General features: G+C 27.2%; 16 protein-coding genes. All 16 read right to left on the bottom strand.

Annotated elements, in window-relative coordinates:
* The 16 genes from CLPUN_RS22725 to CLPUN_RS22650 all read right to left on the bottom strand — a co-directional run bounded on the left by CLPUN_RS22725 (position 1) and on the right by CLPUN_RS22650 (position 20250).
* A complete protein-coding gene (locus CLPUN_RS22725) occupies positions 1-1128 on the bottom strand; it encodes an ABC transporter ATP-binding protein (RefSeq protein ID WP_077849499.1) in 1128 nt (375 codons plus the stop codon).
* 277 nt (positions 1129-1405) lie between these two features.
* Complete coding sequence (locus CLPUN_RS22720; protein ID WP_077849498.1) at positions 1406-2032, bottom strand: GntR family transcriptional regulator; 627 nt, start codon at positions 2030-2032, stop codon at positions 1406-1408.
* A 305-nt stretch (positions 2033-2337) separates the two neighbouring features.
* On the bottom strand, positions 2338-3084 hold the full coding sequence (locus tag CLPUN_RS22715) for an aminotransferase class IV (RefSeq protein WP_077849497.1): 747 nt from the start codon (positions 3082-3084) through the stop codon (positions 2338-2340).
* Positions 3084-4439, bottom strand: coding sequence for an aminodeoxychorismate synthase component I (gene pabB / locus CLPUN_RS22710; protein ID WP_077849496.1), 1356 nt, complete (start codon positions 4437-4439; stop codon positions 3084-3086). The genes CLPUN_RS22715 and pabB overlap by 1 nt, the downstream gene beginning before the upstream one ends.
* Positions 4432-5016 (bottom strand): anthranilate synthase component II, encoded by a 585-nt coding sequence (locus CLPUN_RS22705; protein WP_077849495.1) that lies wholly within the window; start codon positions 5014-5016, stop codon positions 4432-4434. Before CLPUN_RS22705 ends, pabB begins: the two co-directional genes overlap by 8 nt.
* A gap of 158 nt (positions 5017-5174) precedes the next feature.
* A complete protein-coding gene (locus CLPUN_RS22700; protein WP_143329112.1) occupies positions 5175-6347 on the bottom strand; it encodes an AAA family ATPase in 1173 nt (390 codons plus the stop codon).
* A 3-nt stretch (positions 6348-6350) separates the two neighbouring features.
* The gene (locus tag CLPUN_RS22695; protein WP_077849494.1) at positions 6351-7154 is read right to left on the bottom strand and encodes an RNA ligase family protein; all 804 of its coding nucleotides are present in this window, start codon (positions 7152-7154) and stop codon (positions 6351-6353) included.
* A 734-nt stretch (positions 7155-7888) separates the two neighbouring features.
* Entirely contained in the window at positions 7889-8338 is a 450-nt protein-coding gene (locus tag CLPUN_RS22690) for an Hsp20/alpha crystallin family protein (RefSeq protein ID WP_077849493.1), read from the bottom strand.
* 357 nt (positions 8339-8695) lie between these two features.
* Positions 8696-9883, bottom strand: coding sequence for a class I SAM-dependent rRNA methyltransferase (locus CLPUN_RS22685; protein WP_077849492.1), 1188 nt, complete (start codon positions 9881-9883; stop codon positions 8696-8698).
* Between the two features lie 77 nt (positions 9884-9960).
* The gene (locus tag CLPUN_RS22680; RefSeq protein WP_077849491.1) at positions 9961-11154 is read right to left on the bottom strand and encodes a DegT/DnrJ/EryC1/StrS family aminotransferase; all 1194 of its coding nucleotides are present in this window, start codon (positions 11152-11154) and stop codon (positions 9961-9963) included.
* 159 nt (positions 11155-11313) lie between these two features.
* The gene (locus CLPUN_RS22675; RefSeq protein ID WP_198944396.1) at positions 11314-12474 is read right to left on the bottom strand and encodes a MerR family transcriptional regulator; all 1161 of its coding nucleotides are present in this window, start codon (positions 12472-12474) and stop codon (positions 11314-11316) included.
* A gap of 185 nt (positions 12475-12659) precedes the next feature.
* Entirely contained in the window at positions 12660-13835 is a 1176-nt protein-coding gene (locus CLPUN_RS22670; RefSeq protein ID WP_077849489.1) for a DegT/DnrJ/EryC1/StrS family aminotransferase, read from the bottom strand.
* Positions 13836-14098: 263 nt separating this feature from the next.
* Positions 14099-15808: a ribonuclease J gene (locus tag CLPUN_RS22665; protein ID WP_077849488.1), complete on the bottom strand. Its 1710-nt coding sequence runs from the start codon at positions 15806-15808 to the stop codon at positions 14099-14101.
* A gap of 216 nt (positions 15809-16024) precedes the next feature.
* Positions 16025-16795 (bottom strand): DUF4931 domain-containing protein, encoded by a 771-nt coding sequence (locus tag CLPUN_RS22660; RefSeq protein WP_077849506.1) that lies wholly within the window; start codon positions 16793-16795, stop codon positions 16025-16027.
* A 28-nt stretch (positions 16796-16823) separates the two neighbouring features.
* A complete protein-coding gene (pulA, locus tag CLPUN_RS22655; protein WP_077849487.1) occupies positions 16824-18797 on the bottom strand; it encodes a type I pullulanase in 1974 nt (657 codons plus the stop codon).
* Between the two features lie 103 nt (positions 18798-18900).
* Complete coding sequence (locus tag CLPUN_RS22650; RefSeq protein WP_077849505.1) at positions 18901-20250, bottom strand: alpha-amylase family glycosyl hydrolase; 1350 nt, start codon at positions 20248-20250, stop codon at positions 18901-18903.
* Positions 20251-20623: the final 373 nt, after the last annotated feature.

The raw sequence follows: 20623 nt of genomic DNA, 5'->3' as shown, positions 1-20623 counted from the left end.
TTATTCTACCTCCTCAGTATCTAGAAACTGTGCGCTGAGCGTCGTAACTAAACTACTTTTTGTAATTATTCCATTTAATACGCCATTATCATCAATAACTGGAACTTGTGATATCTTATTTTGCTTTACAAGTTCAAGAATATCGATTATTGTATCTTCAGGACTTACTTTTACAAAATTGTAATTCATTATTTCTTCTACCAGAATATTTCTATCCATTTTATTTTGTATTTGCTTTGCTGTAACAATTCCTAAAAGATAATTTGATTTGTCAATTACCATTAAGCTATCAACCTTTGAGCTTCTCATTTTTTCCATACATCTTAATAATGATGCGTTTTTCAAACAAGTAACTGGATTCTCAATCATAATATCCTTAGCTCGTATGAATTCTGGTGAAGACCATATTCTGTTTTTACCTATAAATTCACTGACGAAATCATTATATGGATTTTTAAGAATGTTTTCTGGAGTATCATATTGAATAATTTCTCCTTTACTCATTATACAAATCTTATCTGCTATTTTTATTGCTTCATTCATATCATGGGTTACAAATACAATAGTTCTTTTTAATTTATCTTGTAGATCAATCAATTCATCTTGAAGTTGTACACGTGTTATAGGGTCAAGTGCACTAAAAGGCTCATCCATTAAAATTATTTGAGGATTTGTTGCAAAAGCCCTTGCAACTCCAATTCGTTGTTGCTGCCCTCCACTTAATTCAGTAGGATAACGATCTAAATATTCTTCATTATTTAATCCAACCATTTCCATAAGTTCATAAGTTCTTTTTTTTATACTTTCTTTAGGTATTTTTTTTATATTAGGAATTAATTCGATATTTTCTCTAACTGTCATATGTGGAAATAATCCTGTTTGCTGAATTACATAACCAATATTACGTCTTAATTCTATAACATCTTTAGTTCCTATATCTTCTCCATTAATTAAGATTTGACCTGATGATGGACTTATAAGTCTATTTATCATTTTTAAAGTAGTAGTCTTGCCACATCCGCTCTCACCTATAATTGCAATTAATTCTCCTTTATTTACATTAAAAGATATATCTTTTAAAATAGTTTTATTTTTAAATTCTTTTCGTATTTTTTTAAATTCTATCATTAAAATACCCCCTTTAATATTAACAACTCGTTTTTTTAATGAAGTTGTTACTTTTGCTATTTAAAGTAACAACCCTATTGTATCATCAAGTTGTTACTTTTGTCAAAATTAACTTTATCTAATATCTTTTTATACTAAATTTTAATGTTACATTTTCATATTATATATGAGCAAAAATAGAGTAGGATATCATTCCAATTTCTTAAATTCTTTTTAGAAATTGAAACAATATCCCACTCTATCTAACTGTTTATTTCTACCATGAATTATTTTGAACTCATGGATATAGAAATTTATTTACACGCTCATAACAGTTTTCATCGCCTACAAAATAAAAAATATCATTTTCATGCAAAATTGCGTATGGACCTGGTGACATTTCAAGACACCCATTCCTTTTAATACATATGATTGTTGCAGATGTGTTATGCCAAAAATTTATTTCAGCCACTGTTTTTTCTATGTATGGTGTTTCTTTGGATATAAGTATTTCAAATGGCATAAACGGATTTATAGATTTAAATCTATCCGTCTTATCAATTAACTCAAATAAATGATCTTTCAAATAATCATTTTCCTTTTTTTGACGCTCTAAGCTATTTAATATATCATTCCTTAAATCATTCACCGTTTTAATATCATCATATTGCCTAACGAATTTAATTGCATTTTCAGTGGATTTTATAATTACTCCGCTTCCTTTAGTCGTATCTACAATATCCATATCTGATAATATACAAATAGCTCTTCTAGCTGTTTCGGACGAGACGCCATACTGACTAGCTAGAACTGAACGTGCATATATCTTTTCTCCTACTTCATAATGTCCATTTACTATTTTAGAAGCAATATCCGTAGCAATCTGTTGATAAACTGGACTTACTATTTTTATTTTTTTCTCCATTGTAACTCTACCCTTTTATTAAAATTATGTTTAAATATTTTTATTTAATCTTTACATGTATTTTATCACAATTCCTTTATTTCTTCTATTAATATTTTAATTCTCTATTTCAATATGATTTTACAACAGAAACAATAAAAAATACCCCCCAATACCCATATGTATTTTTATTATCTTATTTTTTGCGAAATTAGTATTTACTTATAATACAGTTTACTCTTAATTATCCTAAAACTGTTTAAATTCTATTTAATCAAATTAGGTCAGCTATAGAAATAGGCATTTTACAAATTATCCTTTACTTTTCATCTTTCTTTTTCACTTAATTCTTTAGTTTTTTTATTAAATATCTTCCTAAATTCTTCCCTATCATATTTAATATCCTCTATCTTCTTTATAGACATAGCACCCATTAAACTATTTGTTATAATCACTTCATCTGATTCTTTTAATTCTTCTAAAGTAATACTTCTTTCTTGAACTTTAAACTCTTTCATAATTCTTTTTCTTATTATTCCATTTAATAATCCATCTTCCATCTTAGGAGTAAAGATTTCTTTATTCTTCACAATAAATATATTGGCACAACTTGTTTCTGTAATATATCTATTTTCATTCAAAAATATAGCATCATCATAACCTATTTTCTTAGCATTTTCTTTTTCAATTAAATTTTCTATATAACAAGTAGATTTAATATAACAAAGCCTTGAAGTACTGTTTCTTCTTACTTTTGAAACAATTAATTTCATACCTCTTTTATAATCAGCTTCTTTGTAAGGAATCTCTCTTTGAGTAATTATAATATTTAATGGAGTCACGGTTATCTTAACACCTTTATTTTTAATGCATAGCTTATCTAAATATTCTCTTAATTCTTTTTCTTCTAAGGGTAATAATCCTATTTCTACCATAGACGCTTTTAATCTTTCTAAATGTTCATTTAAAAATACGGGATGATGTTTCCATAAAATTGTTTCAAATACACCTCTTCCAAAGAATAATCCCTCATCTACATGAATTTTATCTTCTTCATAAATTATCTCTCTCATCACAATACCCCCATTAAAGCCTTACCTTTATCTATTGTTTCAAACCATTCTTCTTCTTCAATAGATTCCCAGGTGATTCCTCCTCCAACACCCACATATGCTTTATTATCTTTTTTAACAATAGTTCTAATAACTATATTGAAATCACTATTTCCTCTTAAATCAAAATATCCTATAGATCCTGTATAAATATTTCTCTTTAATTTTTCAAGTTCTTCTATTATTTCCATTGCTCTTATTTTAGGTGCTCCTGTAATAGATCCCCCTGGAAAACATTCTCTTATACATTTTACAGAAGATACATTTTCTTTTAATTTTCCTTCTATTGTTGCTACAAGATGAAATACTGTCTCATATTCTTCTAATTTAAATAGTTCTGTGACCTTTACTGAATTAATCTTACAAACTTTACTTAAATCATTTCTTTCTAAATCTACAATCATTAAAAGCTCTGATTTATCCTTTTCAGAATTAATTAACTCATTTTTATTTCTTTCATCTTCTTCTAGATTTTTTCCTCTAGGTCTAGTTCCTTTAATTGGTCTAGTTTGCACTAATCCATCAGTAATTGATAAAAATCTTTCTGGCGAAGAACTAATAATTTGAAACTCCTTAAAATTCATATATGCTGAAAATGGGGCTTTATTAATCTGTCTTAATTTTTCATATATTTTGAATGATCCTTCATTATTGTTACACCATATTCTTCTTGTCATATTCGCTATATATACATCACCATTTCTAATGTAGTCTTTAAGGGTTGATATTGATTTTTCATATTCCTCTTTATTAAAATTAGAAAAGAATTTATTATTTGAGGTTTCTACTTTTATTTCTAACTCTTCTTTATAATCCTTTAAACGCATTTCTATCTTTAATAAACTCTTTTCAGCATCTTCAATTTGTCCTACTGATGTTATATAAGTTTTTCTATTTTGCACGTCAAATATAATTAAATTATCAAAGAAAATAAACATACTGTCTGGAATATTAAAATCTTCCTCAGAATTATCTGGCAACTCTTCTATTGTCCTTCCTATGTCATAGGAAAAATATCCAATAGCACCACTTATAAATGGAATGTCATTATCAAAATCAATTTTATACTCTTCTAGAAGTTTTTCTAATTTTTCAAAAGGGTCAATCTCTTTATATTCTTCACCATCAATTAATACGTTTTTTCCTTTAGAAATAAATTTTCTATATGGGTTTAATCCAATAAAAGAGTATTTTGATAATAATTTATCTTCTTTTGAGCTATCTAAAAAAATGCTGTCTATTTGATTTTGAAAAAGGCTATATGTATAAAACGGATTATAATATGTAGTTAATTCCTTTATTTGAAAATTAATCATTTTTAAACCTCTTACATTCTAATATAAAATTTTCTAAAATCTTATGTCCTTCTTCTGTTAGTTCTGCTTCTGGATGAAATTGAACTCCATATATAGGCAGTTTTTTATGCTTAATCCCCATAATTGCATTATCTGAAGATTCTGCTGTAATTTCTAATTCTTTAGACAGAGACTTTTTATCCACAATTAAAGAATGGTATCTGGTTACCTTTAAAGTACTCTTCACATTATAAAATACTCCCTTATTATTATGCGTCACTTCACTTATTTTTCCATGCATTGGTCTTGTACCTTTTATAATTTTACTTCCAAAATAATATCCTATACATTGATGTCCTAAACATATTCCAAGTATTGGTATTTCACCTTTAAATCTATCAATAATATCTAAACTTGAACCTGCTTCTTTAGGATCTTTGGGACCAGGAGAGATAACTATACCTAAATATTTATTTACCTTTATGGCATTCATATTTATTTTATCATTTCTAACCACTTCTACCTGCTCTCCAATTTCCTCAAAATATCTAACAAGATTATATACAAACGAATCATAATTATCTATCATTAGTAACATTATATCATTCCTTTTTAACTTTATTGCTTTATTATAAATTAAGATTTTACTTCACAAGATTCATATTAACATAAATATTATGCATCTTCTATTTCTAAAAGAAACGAGATAGGTGACAATTTTAATTTACATAAATTTCTTCACCTATCTCAAAAAAGTTAGTCGAATATATCTTCGAAACTATAAGTTTCAAATAATTTCTCATCCATTACATAAAATTCAGTTTTATATCCTTCAAAATTTTCTATAATATCAAATTTGTGAATCATATTATTTATCACTTTTTCTGGTACACTTCTATCTCTAATTTTATTCCTAGAAATTAATTCTTCATAAGGGGATTCTATATAAATAAACTTCACTCTAGCTCCATAGGATGAAAATAAGTTACATAATTTTTTTCTAGTTTCTTCCATTATATTAGTTGCATTCCATACAAAAGGTTCCTTCATCCTTAAATATTCTTTTGCTCTTTCTTTTGCAATCATAGCAACTTTGCCTGTCCCTTCTTTGGGCGATATCTTAAATTCTCCTCTAATATCATCTAAAGAAATTACATTCATGTTCTTTAAATTTGTTTCTATATAAGTATCTTTTCCTGACAAAGGAAGTCCCACCATTACTATAACCTCAAAAGATGTAGTATCAAAAACTTCATCACCATACCATATGTTTTTATTATTAAAATACTTAAATCTTGTATACTCATTATTAAATATTTTTTTAGAATAAAAACATCCTAATTCAATGGAATATTCCTTAAAATATTCTACCTTATTCAAAAGTTCTTCTTTATCAGAGCATTCTCTCCCTAACAAATCAGCTTTTGATAAAATATATAGTAGTTTCATGTCTAAACATTCGCTAGTCTTAATTAAATTATATTCTACATCATCTTTATCAATAAAATTTAATGGTAATCCATGATATTTAATTAATGAAGCTATTTCCTCTCTTATTTGAAAACTAATATTAAATTTCTTTTGATATTCTTTATAACATATCTCTCTAAATGCTTTTGCTCCTCTAACTGCATGCTTAGGAGATACTATTTCTCCATTTTCTATCTTAGTACAACTTAATTTGCCTATATCATGAAACAAAGCAGAAAGATATAAAATCACCTTTTGTTTATCATCAAGTTCCTTCCACTCACTTAAATTTAAAATCTCACAGCATACATTTTTAGTATGTATATATACATTTCCTTCTCCATGATATTTAGGGTTTTGAGGAACCTCTTTAAAACTTTCGATAACTAAAAAATCTTTAGCTATAGTATCAAAATCAAATTGCTTATTCAATATATTTCGCAATATATCAATTTTCATGCTCTACACCTCTTCTCCTAATGAAAATAAATCAAAACCAAACTTAAGTTTATTAGGAATAATAGGTCTATTTACCCAATGAGTTTCAGAATCTAAAATTGTATTTAAAAAAGAACTTCTTACATATTTAAATCTCTCTATAACTTCATCTTCACTTTCAACCTTAATATATAGTCCTTCCATTAAATCTGAAATATCTGTTTGTTTCTTTACAATCTCATATGATAAATTTAATTCCTCACATTGCTTTTTTAGAATTTCTTCACAATTTTCAGACTTAAAGTTAGACTTTCCTAAAAATGAAGTTAAATCTTTTAAACTACTTAACTTTCCTTCATAAAGTACAAAAACAGAAGTTATAAACTCATGATTTTTAAGTATTTCCTTTCTCTTTTTAGTACTTAAAAACTTATTTTCCACCTTATCATAAATATCAAATTCCATAAAATAATGAGTAAGCTCATCATAGAAAACAGTATGTTTTGCATATAACCATTCTCCATACATTACATATCGATTTTCTAATATCTCTTTAAGTCTTTGTTTATTACTATTAGCCCACATTTTAAATAATGAGAATTGCTTTTCACCATATCCACCATTAAGAAAATGCCCTCTACTTTGCAAAAGTAAATTCCCATCTTTATCAAAGCTAATTCCAGAATTTGCTCCATCTACTTTTTCCTCTAATACTATATATTTATCTTTTATAAAACTAAATTTAACACTCTTTAAATCCTTATCACCAGCTTGAAGCCTAGACCCTTCAATATGACGAGTCCTTGGATACTTATATATTCCGTCCATATTATCACTTCTTTCTTAATTTACTATTTATCTTGTATTCTTTAATAATTTTCAATCTACTTTAGTTAAAAATTATTAATTTTTATTTTTTTGAATAATATTTAATACAACATTTCATTTTTTACAAAATAAAAAGTGCTGTGAATTTTAACTTTTCACAACACAAATAAACTAAAAAAGATATGCTTTTTCAGAAAATTACTATGCTATAAAAAATATATTCTAATCCAAATCAGAGTAAACTTAGTAAAAGTTTTTCATATAAAAACTCTCATAATAAATTATTTACTAAATCTCTTATTTTATATATCAAATTGTTATGATATAAACGGCTACCTTAATATTTAGGTATAACCTATTAGAATATAAAAATTACATAGTACTCTTCCTCTCAAAACTTATAGTTATAATATAGCATTTCAATTGTATGATGTCAAATTTATCCTAGAATATCAATTACACTAAAAACTTTTTCTTAATTCAAATTATAATTTTATTATTTCATTTATAAGAATAATTTTCTTCTACTTCTATTTGATATTGAATTACATTATGACGCAAGAAACGATGAAACTACTACCCACTCATTATTTATGCAAAAAAGATAGTGAAGATTTTACTTTTACATATTATTTTTCACTATCCCACTCATATGACTATTTAACAAATTATTTTAAATACTTATATGCTATATAAAATTGTTAAGCTGACAAATTTAATCCAAATTATTTTATTTATTCAATTAAAATTTTATTACTTTTATTAATAATTTGGTCTAATTTAGGTAAAATAATATGCAATTCTCCATTTTTAAACTTTGCTGAAATCTTTTCTCTATCAACATTTTCTACATGAAATGCTCTTGAAATTTCTCCATAACATCTTTCTCTTCTAATATAATTATCCTTTTGTTCATTAATTTCTTCATTTCTAGTTGCAGAAATAATTAATGTATCATCCTTATATTCTAGATTGATGTCTTCCTTTTTCACACCTGGTAGTTCTGCTGATACTAAATATTCGTTTTGAGTTTCTTTTATATCAGCATTAAACTTTTGTCCATTTCCAAAGTCCAAATTCATTGGTGAAAAGAAATCATCATTGAAAAATCCATTGAAGAAATTGTCAACTCTTCCTCCCTTATTATCTACTCCATTAGTTCTAAAAGGTATCAATGCAAACATAACAAGACCTCCTTCTTAATTTAAATTCTTCTTTAATTTTTAATTTCTTTTTACAATTAAATTATATTCTAAAGGTCAGATAAGGTCAAAATTAAAAAAATTATTTTTCTATTATTTTTATAACTTATAGACTCATTGTTTGAAATCACTTCATATTTTCTAAGTATTTCTCTCATTTTCTTAATGTTTTAATTATAACCACAAATAGCATTCAATCCTATTTAGATTGAATGCTATTATACTTATTCTTTATATTTTTTTGAAATTAAAATTAATATGTATATACTCCAACAAATAACTACATATAATTATTTCTGTATATGATTTTAATGTAGAAAATTAATTAGAACCTATATATTAATAGACACTTACAAACACAACCTTTAAATAGTTACCTTCCGGAAATTTTTCTGTAACTGCAAAATCTCCTGGAAGACTATGCTCTTCTAAAATTTGATAATTCTTATGTGATTCTTTAAATGCATCATCTATAAACTTTTTAAACCTAGTCATATTAAAAGTAGCACAATTTGTAGAAGCTATAATTATACCTTCGTCTTCTGTTATATCTATTGCTGATTTCATCAAATCTTTATAGTCTTTCGCTGCACTAAATCTATTTTCTTTAGATGTTGCAAAACTTGGTGGATCAAGAATCACCATATCAAATTTTAATTCTTCTTTCTTTGCACGTTTGAAATAAAGAAATACATCTTCAACAATTATTTCATGCTTTGTTGGGTCGATATTGTTTATTTTAAAGTTTTCAGTTGTTTTTTCTAAACTTCTACTTGCTAAGTCAACACTTGTCGTAATAGCCCCACCTTTTGCTGTTGCCATAGAAAAAGCTCCAGTATAAGAAAAAGTATTTAACACCCTTTTTCCTCTAGAATATTTATCTCTAATAGATTTTCTTACTTCCTTTTGATCTAAAAATACACCAACCATTGCACCATCATTTAAATAAATTGCGAAGTTAACCCCATTTTCTTTTACTATAAGAGGCTCTGGAGCCTTTTTTCCACACATATAGCTATCTTCATCTACAACCATACCATTTTCTTCAAACCTCTTTTTTTCATATATTCCATCAAAAGATACTAAGGATTTTATAGCTTTTATTATGTTTTCCTTAAACTCATAAATTCCTTTACTATACCAAGTAATAAGATAATATTCATTAAAATAATCAATAGTAAGACCACCTATTCCATCTCCTTCACCATTAAATACTCTGAAAGTATTTGTATCTTTTGAATGATAAAATTTCATCCTTTTAGAAAATGCATTCCTAAGCTTATCATAAAAAAATTTGTAATCTAAACTACTGTTTTTACTATTACTTAAAATCCAACCACAACCCTTATTTTGCTTTCCATAATATCCTTTACCTAAAAAAACTTTTTTATCATCTATGAGAGTTATAATCTGATCTTCTTCTTTTAAAACCTTTGGATTTTCTAAGGCTTCTTCTAATATTAATGGATATCCTTTTTTATATTTATTAACAAATTCCTTTTTTACTCCAATTATTGTTTCTTTCATATATGCATGTACCTTCCTAAACAACTTATTGTATTAAATTCTAAATAATTATACCATAAATTTAAAGTTGTTAATTACTAATTTTCAAGCACATCTTTTATCTTCTTCACTATATACTCTTTTTGTTTCATACTAAGCTCTGGGAAAATTGGTATTGCAAATGTTCTGTGAGATAAATATTCCGCTACAGGCATATCTCCTTCTTTATAATCAAGTTTTTCATAAGCCTTTTGCAAATGAATAGGTACTGGATAATAAACTCCTGTGCTTACTCCTCTTTCTTTAAGTTTATTAATTATTTCTCCTCTATTTTCAGCTTGTACTACATACATATTATATACAGATTTACTCTCTGGTATTGAAAAAGGCAATGTTAAAGCTGTATCTTTTAATTTTTCATCATACTCTTTTGCATTTTTTCTTCTTCTTTCATTCCAATTATCTATATTAGGCAGTTTAACTCTTAAGATTGCTGCTTGAACTGCATCTAATCTTGTATTAAATCCAATTAAATAATTATAATATTTTAATGGATTATATATTGTATCATCATGACCTTCTGAAATTTTAATCTCTTCATTTACTTTATTTAATAAATTATATGCTCTTTGCCCATTTTCTCCACTTCCATTGGTTCTAAGTGCCCTTGCAATAGTTGCTATGTTATCATCTGATGTTGTTATAATCCCACCATCACCTGCGCACCCAAGATTTTTAGTTGGAAAAAATGAAAAACATCCTATATCTCCTATTGCACCAACTTTTTCTCCTTTATATTCTGCACCAACAGCTTGCGCCGCATCTTCTATAACCTTTAAATTATGCTTTTTGGCAATTGTCATTATTTCATCCATTTTTGCTGATTGTCCAAATATATGAACTACCATAATCGCCTTTGTCTTTTCAGTAATTTTTTCTTCTATTTTTAATGGATCTATATTATAAGTTTCTTTTTCCACATCAACGAAAACAGGAATTGCTCCTACTAAGGATATACTTTCTGCTGTAGAAAAAAAGGTAAATGGTGTAGTTATAACTTCATCTCCCTTTCCAATACCACAAGATATAAGTGCTAAAACCAAGGCATCAGTACCATTTCCCACTGATATTGCATGTTTAACTCCTATATATTCAGCGAATTCTTTTTCAAACTCTAACACTTCTTTCCCCATTATATAATTTGCAGATGAAAGAACTTCTATAACAGCCTTTTCTGTCTTTTCTTCAACTAATTTATATTGCGCCTTTAAATCAACTAATTGAATATTCATTTTTTCTCTCCTTTTTAATCTATATATTTTGCAATAATAAATATCCCCCTAAAAACTTGCAATTATAATTATCTGTAGATAATTTATATGTAGAAATTTAATTGTGCCATATATATTAATTTAATTTTTCTATTTCAAATTATTAAATATTCCATATATCTATTTAATAGCCTTAAACATACATGTTTTTGTTGTTATTGAAATATTCTTATTTTTTTCAATATAATCTTCTAAGTATTTTGTAAAATTCTTTTTCTTTTCACCGACAAGTATCGAACTACCTTGAATTGTTGATGCCTTATATGATACTACTGGTCCTGCTTGATTTACTATTATTTTTCCTTCTAATATTTCTACACCAACCTTATTAAAATATTTTTTTAATATTCCTTCTCCATTTTCCAATTCAAATCTAGTTGAATATCCATTGTTATCAATTCCAAGGCTACTATCAAAATTTTCAGCAAGTTTATTTAATTCTGCCATTGTTTCACAGGAATTTGCACTTACATAAAGAACTCCACCATCTTTTAAAACTCTTCTTATTTCTAATAAGGCTTTTTCTATATCCGGTGCAAAATAAATCATATGCTCAGCAATTACTATATCAAAGGTGCTATCTTCATATGGTATTTTTTCAACATTTATTTCTTCATATTCAAATTTATAATTTACTTCTTTTAACTTGTCCTTTGCAATCTTCAACATACTTTTAGAAAAATCTGATAATGTAATATGAAGAGATTTATTTATATTATCTTTATTCTTAAACCAAAACTTACCTGTACCACATCCAAGTTCCAATACTCTTGAATCACTTGAAAAATCAATTTGATCAAAACACCATTTATCGAAATCAACTTTATTTATATTGTAGCTATGTAAATTACTTCTAATATTTAGATTTTTATCACTTTTATATTGTTCTTTAACTCTACTTTCTATATTAGTTATCTTTATAATGTCAATTAAATTATTAGCATCTAAAAAGCCATTTTTCTTTGCTGTATTTTGGGCTTTATTAAAAACTTGAATAACTGCATCAATATGCTTTTTCTTTTCTTCTAAGGCCTTCTTTTGCAGGCTTATCATATTCTCCAAATTTTCTCCACTTTCATATAAAATATGACTTATTTCATTTAATGGCAATCCAATGAATTTTAAGGTTGTAATTTGTTGCAGCTTTAAAAAATCCTCTTCACAATAAATTCTATATCCTGCTTCTGTTTTCTGTGATGGCTTAAGAAGTCCTATTTTATCGTAATGAAGCAATGTTTTTACAGTTACTCCTGATCTTTTAGCAAATTCACCTATTTTCAAAATTATCCCTCCCATTAAATCAATTGTAATCCCTTACCTGAGGTAAGAGTCAATATTTATTTATTAGTATATTTATCTTTTAAGGTTTAAAATTTTACGTTCTCTATGTACATAATAATATTAGTGAAAATAATACCTACAGTTTATTACACTATTTATTAATAAACTGTAGGTATTTTCTATTCTTAAAGTAATTCTTTAATTACTTTTACTGTTTCTTCTGCTATATATGCTGCATCTTCTAATGATAATGTTGTGTATACTGGAAGTGTAATTTCATTTTCATATTGTGCATACGCATTTGGATAATCCTTTATATCATATCCAAGATTTTTATAAAGTGTTAACATTGGAAGAGGCTTATAATGGACATTAGTTGCTATTCCCTTTTCTGCTAACTTTTGAATAGCTACATTTCTCTTTTCCTCATTAAATCCTTTTATTCTATAAAGATATAAATGGTATGATGTTTCAGTTCCATTATCATCTTTTGTAACTGGAATTATTGAAAAATCTTCTTTTGATAATATATTGCTATATGTTTTAAAGATCTGCCTTCTTTTTTCTAACATATCTTCATATCTGTTAAGTTGGACTAGTCCAATTGCAGCTCCTATATCTGTTAAATTACATTTCAATCCATCATTTATAATATCATATTCCCAAGCTCCAGCTTTAAGTTTACTTAAGGCATCCTTTGATTGACCATGCATAGCAGTAAATCTCATATATTGAAGCAGATTTTCATGACCTCTAAAGTTATTATGATTAAAAGTAACTGCTCCACCTTCACCTGTAGTTAAATTTTTAACTGCATGGAATGAAAATGAATGAAAGTCACATTGAGATCCAACAGGTTCTCCTTTATATTTAGCTCCAAAAGAATGAGCAGAATCACAAAGGATTATAATATCTTCTCTATTTTTATCCTTTAAAACTTTTTTTAATGCATCATAATCAAATGGTACTCCTGCAATATCTACTGGCATAATTACTTTTGTCTTATCTGTAATCTTTTCTGCAACTTTGTCTGTATCCATTTCAAATGTATCTTTTTTAACATCTACATATACAGGCTTAGCACTTCTATGTATTCCAACACTTGAGGTTGCAGTATAAGTATATGGAGTTGTTATAATTTCATCCCCTTCTTTTATATCAAACACCTTAAGAACTAATTCCATTGCAGCTGTAGCACTATTTAATGCTAATGCTTTATTAACCTTTAAGTAATCTTCTATTCCTTCTTCAAATTTTGCAAGTTGTGGTCCTGAAGTAATCCATCCTGATCGTAATACATTAGCTACTGCTTCTATTTCTTCTTCTGTTATATCAGGTGGTGAAAATGGTATCTTTTTCATATAATTCATTCCTCTCTTAATTAGGTCTATGCCTTTTGGGATTACCTTTAATCTTATTATAAACTCCACCCTTAGGTTAGAGTCAAGACAAATTTAATATATATATTGCAATTAAAAAGTTACTTAGAATTAAGTATGCAAAAATGAATTTTATTAAATAAACCATCTATTCTCATAATTTGTTTATAAAACAATTTTCTTCTGAGAACAGGTGGTTTATTTCTATAATACTATTACAATTATCTAAGATTTCAAATAACTTATTACACTTCAACAATTACTGGTAAAATCATAGGTTTTTTCTTCATTTTTTCATATATAAAATTATCTATTTCTCTTCTTATACCATTCTTTATTTCTGCCCATTGAGTTATATCGTTGTCTAAACATTTTTCTACAACGTTTGTGGCTATATTTCTAACTTCGTCAATTAATTCTTCTGAATTTCTAACATATACAAATCCTCTTGAAACTATATCTGGTCCTGATGTTATAATTTTATTTCTACGGTCTATTGCTACTACTATTGTTATAATTCCATTTTCAGCCAAATTCTTTCTATCTCTAAGCACCATATTTCCAACATCACCCACACCTACACCATCCACAAGTACTCTTCCAAATGGAGCTTTTCCTGTTATTTCACCTTTATTTCTTGATAATTCAAATATATCTCCCATTGCTAAAATAAATACATTACTTTCATCTATTCCCATACTTTGCGCAATTTTAGCATGTGTAAATAAATGTTTATATTCTCCATGAATAGGTATAAAGAATTTAGGATTTAATAGTGTAATTATTAATCTAAGTTCTTGTTCACAAGCATGCCCTGAAACATGTATATCTTCTATAGCCTTATAAATTACATTAGCTCCCTTGACTATTAAATCATTTATTACATTTGATACTGCTTTTTCATTACCAGGTATTGGAGTTGCCGATATAATAACTGTATCGCCTTTTTCTATTTGTATTTTTCTGTGAGTAGATGCTGCTATCCTTGTAAGCCCTGCCATTGATTCTCCTTGACTACCTGTTGTAACAATAGTTATCTTGTCATTGGGATAGTTTTTTATCTCATCTAAACTTATTATCATATCTTCTGGAATAAATAAATATCCAAGTTCCATAGCGACTTCTGATATGTTTTCCATACTTCGTCCACTAAAAGCTATTTTTCTATTATATTTTATAGAACAGTCACTAATCTGCTGAAGCCTATGAACATTTGATGCAAATGTAGATACTATAACTCTGCCAGTAGCCTTATTAAAAAGGTTACCTAAGGTTTCACCTACTGTTTTCTCCGACATTGTATATCCTTTATGAAGAGAATTAGTACTTTCAGACATTAAAAGCAATACACCCTTCTTTCCTAGTTGAGCATATCTTTGTAAATCCATAACTTTTTCATCTATTGGTGTAAAATCTACTTTAAAATCACCAGTATGAACTATAACTCCGAGTGGCGTATGTATTGCTATCGAGCAACTGTCAGGTATACTGTGATTATTTCTAATAAACTCAACTTTAATTTGATTTAATGTTATTGTCTCACCAGGTTGCACTATATTTAAGTTGCAGTCATTAAGTATATTATGTTCTTTTAATTTGATTCCAATTAATCCAAGTGTAAGTTTTGTACCATATACTGGCACATTAATTTGTTTTAATATATATGGTAATGAACCAATATGATCTTCATGCCCATGAGTAATAAAAAAACCTTTAACCTTATCCTTATTTTTTATTAAATATGTTACCTCAGGAATTACAACATCAATTCCATAAAGATCTTCATCTGGAAATGCTAAACCACAATCTATTACTATAATTTCTTCTTTATATTCAAATGCGGTCATGTTCTTTCCAATTTCTTCTATTCCACCTAATGGAATTATCTTTAGTGGACTTGTTTTAGATTTTATTTTTTTATTTCCTTTAACTTTTTCAATTTCACTATTATCCAAATTATCACCCCTTGTATTCGTATAATTTAATTATTTGCAAATAACTTCAAATATATGAGCATTATTTGCAAATTTATTCAAAAAAAGTTAGCAATATAATTTTAAAATTATATTGCTAACTTTTTTAAATCCTTATTTAATATATATAAAAATACAAACTTATCCAATAACTTACTATTTTATTAGGCATCTTTCTTATTTTTAAATTAATCTACCTTATTGAAAATACATTGTTTTTAATTTATCTGCTATTTCTTGTTCACAGCTTGATATTTGCTTTATTCCATATCCAAGCAGCAATGGTGAACTACTGAATCTCGGCATGATTTTACATATAATTTTTTCTTTTAAGTGATAAAAGAATATATTAAAACTATCACACTTTACAAAGTAGTTGTTTAAAAGATAATGAACCACTTTTCTAAGATTATATGCAAGCTCATTTAATCCATATAAATCATCATTAATGATTATATTAAATTCAGTAAAACCATTAAATGGTCTGTGAGATAAATTCACTAAACATTGATCACTTTTATGAATTTCTATTCCTTCAAAATATTCATCTTTTATCTTTGCTTTATAATCAATTTCATTAAGACCTACGATTTGCATATGAGGATGCTTTAAGCTACCTCCAGAATTGGGTCCATGATTTTTATAAAATATAACAGATGTAAACTCACCATTTTCTTCAATTTTTAACCAATGCTTTACACCAAATCTTATTAATTCTTCCATATGTTCTATGGAGTACTCACCCATATCAGTATCGCAATTATAGGTTTCTATAAGAACTAATTGATATGTATCTTTTATTGTGGGATACTTATTTTTTAGTAATATAAATGGTCCTTTTTCGTCAATAATATCTGTTAATTCCGCTCTATTACAAAAAGGACATTTTTTTATATTTACTTTTTTAAACTCATTAGGTTTATCTTTATTAATCTCATTTAAAAATACTAAATATTTTTCTTTTTCCATTTGTATCACCAAAGACCTTCCGTCAAAATCATTTTTTTATCAAAACATGTGCACTTTTCGAAGCAACAGTTATATTGTTACCTGTTATAGCGTAAATTTCGTCTACTCCTGCTCTTTCTTTATTAACAAGAACACTCCATCCACATTCTTTTAAATCTATAAAAGCCTCTTCATCATTTGGATTAAATATTACAATTATAGTATTGCATAAATTTTTTCCACTTTTATCTTCTACTTTATATGCAACAATATTTTCTTTATAAAAACTTTCTCCTCGTTCTAAGAACGTTAAATTCTTTTTTATTTCTTCACTTGAATTCATTCTAAATGCTTTATATTTTTTTCTTAATTTTATTAATCCCTTATAATAATTAACCACATCATCATATTCACTAACTCTGCTCCAATCTAAACTATTTACACTATCTGGAGCATTATAGCTATCATGATTAAAACTTCCATCTTGATTTTTTTTAGTTCTTAAAAACTCTTCACCAGCTTGAAAAAATGGTATCCCTTGAGACGTTAAAACTATAGCAGCTGCTAATTTATTCATATTTTTACGTCTTTCTAGTGATGAATCTTCATTTGCCATATATAACTTATCCCATAATGTGTAGTTATCATGTGCTGAAATATAATTTATACATTGGTAAGGTTCATTTGCCCATGCCCAGCGGGAATATATTACTCTATCATAATTAATTCCCTCTTTTACAGTAGCTCCAACTATGCAAAACTTAATACTTTCTTCTAATCCTGTTCTTCCATTTACATATCCACGTTCATTTATATTAAATACATGTCCCTTAACAGAGTCTCTAGTATCATCACTAAATGCTGCAATCTGCATTTTTTCAAATTTCACAATATTATGTTTTACTGCTGAATCATCCCCCTGAAGCGGAGTCCATCCCCCAGTCCAACCTTCCCCATAAATTAATATAGATGGATCAATCTTATTTAGTTCCGCTCTGATTTGGCTCATAGTTTCTATATCATGAAGTCCCATTAAATCAAATCTAAACCCATCTATATGATATTCCTCAGTCCAGTAAATTACTGAATCAACAATGAGCTTTCTTACCATATATCTTTCTGAAGCTAGCTCATTACCACAACCCGATCCATTTGAAAAATTACCATTTGAATCTTGACGATAGTAATATCCAGGCACAGCTAAATTTAAATTGGAATCATGACTTTTATAAGTATGATTATAAACCATATCCATAACAACTCTTATCCCTGCCTTATGAAGGCTTTTAACCATTTCCTTAAATTCAGCGATTCTCTTATCTCCACTAAAAGGGTCTGTAGAATATGAACCTTCTGGCGCAAAATAATTCTTTGGATCATATCCCCAATTATATTGAGCTACATATAGATTACTTTCATCAACAGTTTCGTAATCAAATGCTGGAAGTAAATGAACATGAGTTACTCCTAAATCTTTTAAATAATCAATTCCTGTCTTTGTGTATTTTCCCAACACAGTAGTGGCCTGTTCACAAAACCCAATAAATTTCCCTCTTTTTTCCAATATTACGCCTGAGTTTTCATTTATGGAAAAGTCTCTTACATGAACTTCATATAATATAGATCCTGTAGCACTACTTAATTCTGGTCGCTCATCTTTATCAAAATCTTTAGGATCAGTTGCTCTAAGATCAACTACCATTCCCCTATTTCCATTAACACCTAAAGCCTTGGCATAAGGATCTGTTACTTCTCTTTCATTTCCACTATTAGTGACTAAATAATTATAAAATTCACCTTTTAAATCGCCTTTGGCTTCTATACTCCAAGTTCCTTGCACGCCTCTGTTCATATCTAATATTTTTTCAGGAGCATTTGTATACACCTTTCCATCTTTTCCAAACAACGCTAGTCTAACATTATTGGCATTAGGTGCCCACAAAATAAACTTAGTACTCTCCTTTGAATACTCAATGCCTAGCTTGCCAGTATAATTATTATAATCATTATCTAATAAATTCATTATATTATTACCCCTTTGTTATTTTTATTAAACATTTTTGCTTTATACAAATAAAATTTAAAATTCTTACCATAATAGATTTTTAAATTCTTAGGACATTAATTTATATTTCTTCTTTGGACTCACTTACTATTTTAGTCGAAAATGCTGGAACTTCTATACTTACTTTACCACCTTTAATTATAGCCTTATTTTTATCTAATAAATCAATACCTTGGGCAAAAGACAACTCAAAATCTAAATGACTTATCTTATCTGACAAATTTAAAATTACATAAACCTTATCATTCTCGCTAGTTCTAGAAAAAACAAATTGTTCATTTTTAACAACTACTTGCTCATAATCTCCATATTTTAACGCTTCACTTCTGCAGCGTATCTTTCCTAATTTTTTAATTAACTCAAATAATTTTTCATTTTCTTCCTTTATTTTTTCAAGTTCTAATTCTGGCCTTAAAGGTAAATCTGTGCCTTGACCTTTAACCCCTTTAATTCCATACTCACTTCCATAGTAAATACTTGGCACTCCAGGCATTGTAAATGATAATGCATAAACATTATATATATGTTCTAAATTTCTTAAAACACTAGCCAATCTATTAACATCATGATTATCTGCAAAATTATATAAACATAAATCCTTATAAATTCCCCCTTTTCCAAACAATCTATTTAATGAATAGGCAATTTCAAAATAATTTTTATCATTATGACTTGAATAATTTCCTTTATAACATTCATAATTCGTTACAGAATCTAAGCTATCAGGGTTAGCCCATCTAGTATAATCACCATGAATAACTTCACCCATAAGCCAAAAGTCTTTCTTTTTATTTTCTGTAAATTTCTTTATCACCTTAAAAAATTCTAAATCTATACTATCAGCTGCATCTAATCTTAATCCATCTATGTCAAACTCATCTATCCAAACACCTACTGCATTTAAAAGATGATCTAACACTTCTTGATTTCTTAAATTTAACTTTACCAAATCATAACAACCATTCCAACTTTGGTAATTAAATTCATCTCCCATTGGACTTCTACTATCAAAATTTAAATTTGCAAACCAACTGCAGTATCTAGAATTCTTCCCATTTTCTTGAACATCTTTAAATGCCCAAAACTCTCTTCCAACGTGATTAAATACTCCATCTAGTACTACTTTCATATCATTTTTATGAAGCTTTTCGCATAATCCTTTGAAATCTTCATTTGTTCCAAGCCTTTTATCTATTTTATAATAATCCTTTGTATCATAACCATGATAACTTGACTCAAAGATTGGTGCAAAATAAATTGCATTTACACTCATTTCTTTTAAATGAGGTATCCATTTTTCAATTTTAATTAATCTATTTTTTTCTTCATAAACTCTACTTGGTTCTAGAACCCCACAAAAACCAAGTGTATAAAATTGAAAAAAGATACTTTCTCTAATCCATGAATTCATAACCTCATCCCCTTCTGCTATATACATTATACCACTTTCATTGTAAATTTTACCATTCATTGTCAGCTTTTACCTATACATTTCCTAAACTATAATCAATGATTTTCTACCATATACTCTCTATATTATATAAGAGTTTTACATAATTAGAAATACATATTCGCAATTTATATGTTTAAATTAACCTAAAAACCTTTACACAGGATTAAATTCATAATAGTTCCACCATATATACTTTTATATAATTAATAGGTTGTTGAATAACTAATTTTTACAAATAGTTATTTAAGAAAATATTCATAGGAATCAAAGGTTCCAAGGATATTTTCTTGATTTTATTCCTTGCTGTTTTTTATTAAATTCATCTATTAAA

Origin of the sequence: Clostridium puniceum (assembly GCF_002006345.1) — a bacterium.
Classification (GTDB): domain Bacteria; phylum Bacillota; class Clostridia; order Clostridiales; family Clostridiaceae; genus Clostridium; species Clostridium puniceum.
The sequence above is the reverse complement of the archived record's forward strand: the minus strand, read 5'-3'. Positions and strand labels throughout refer to the sequence as shown.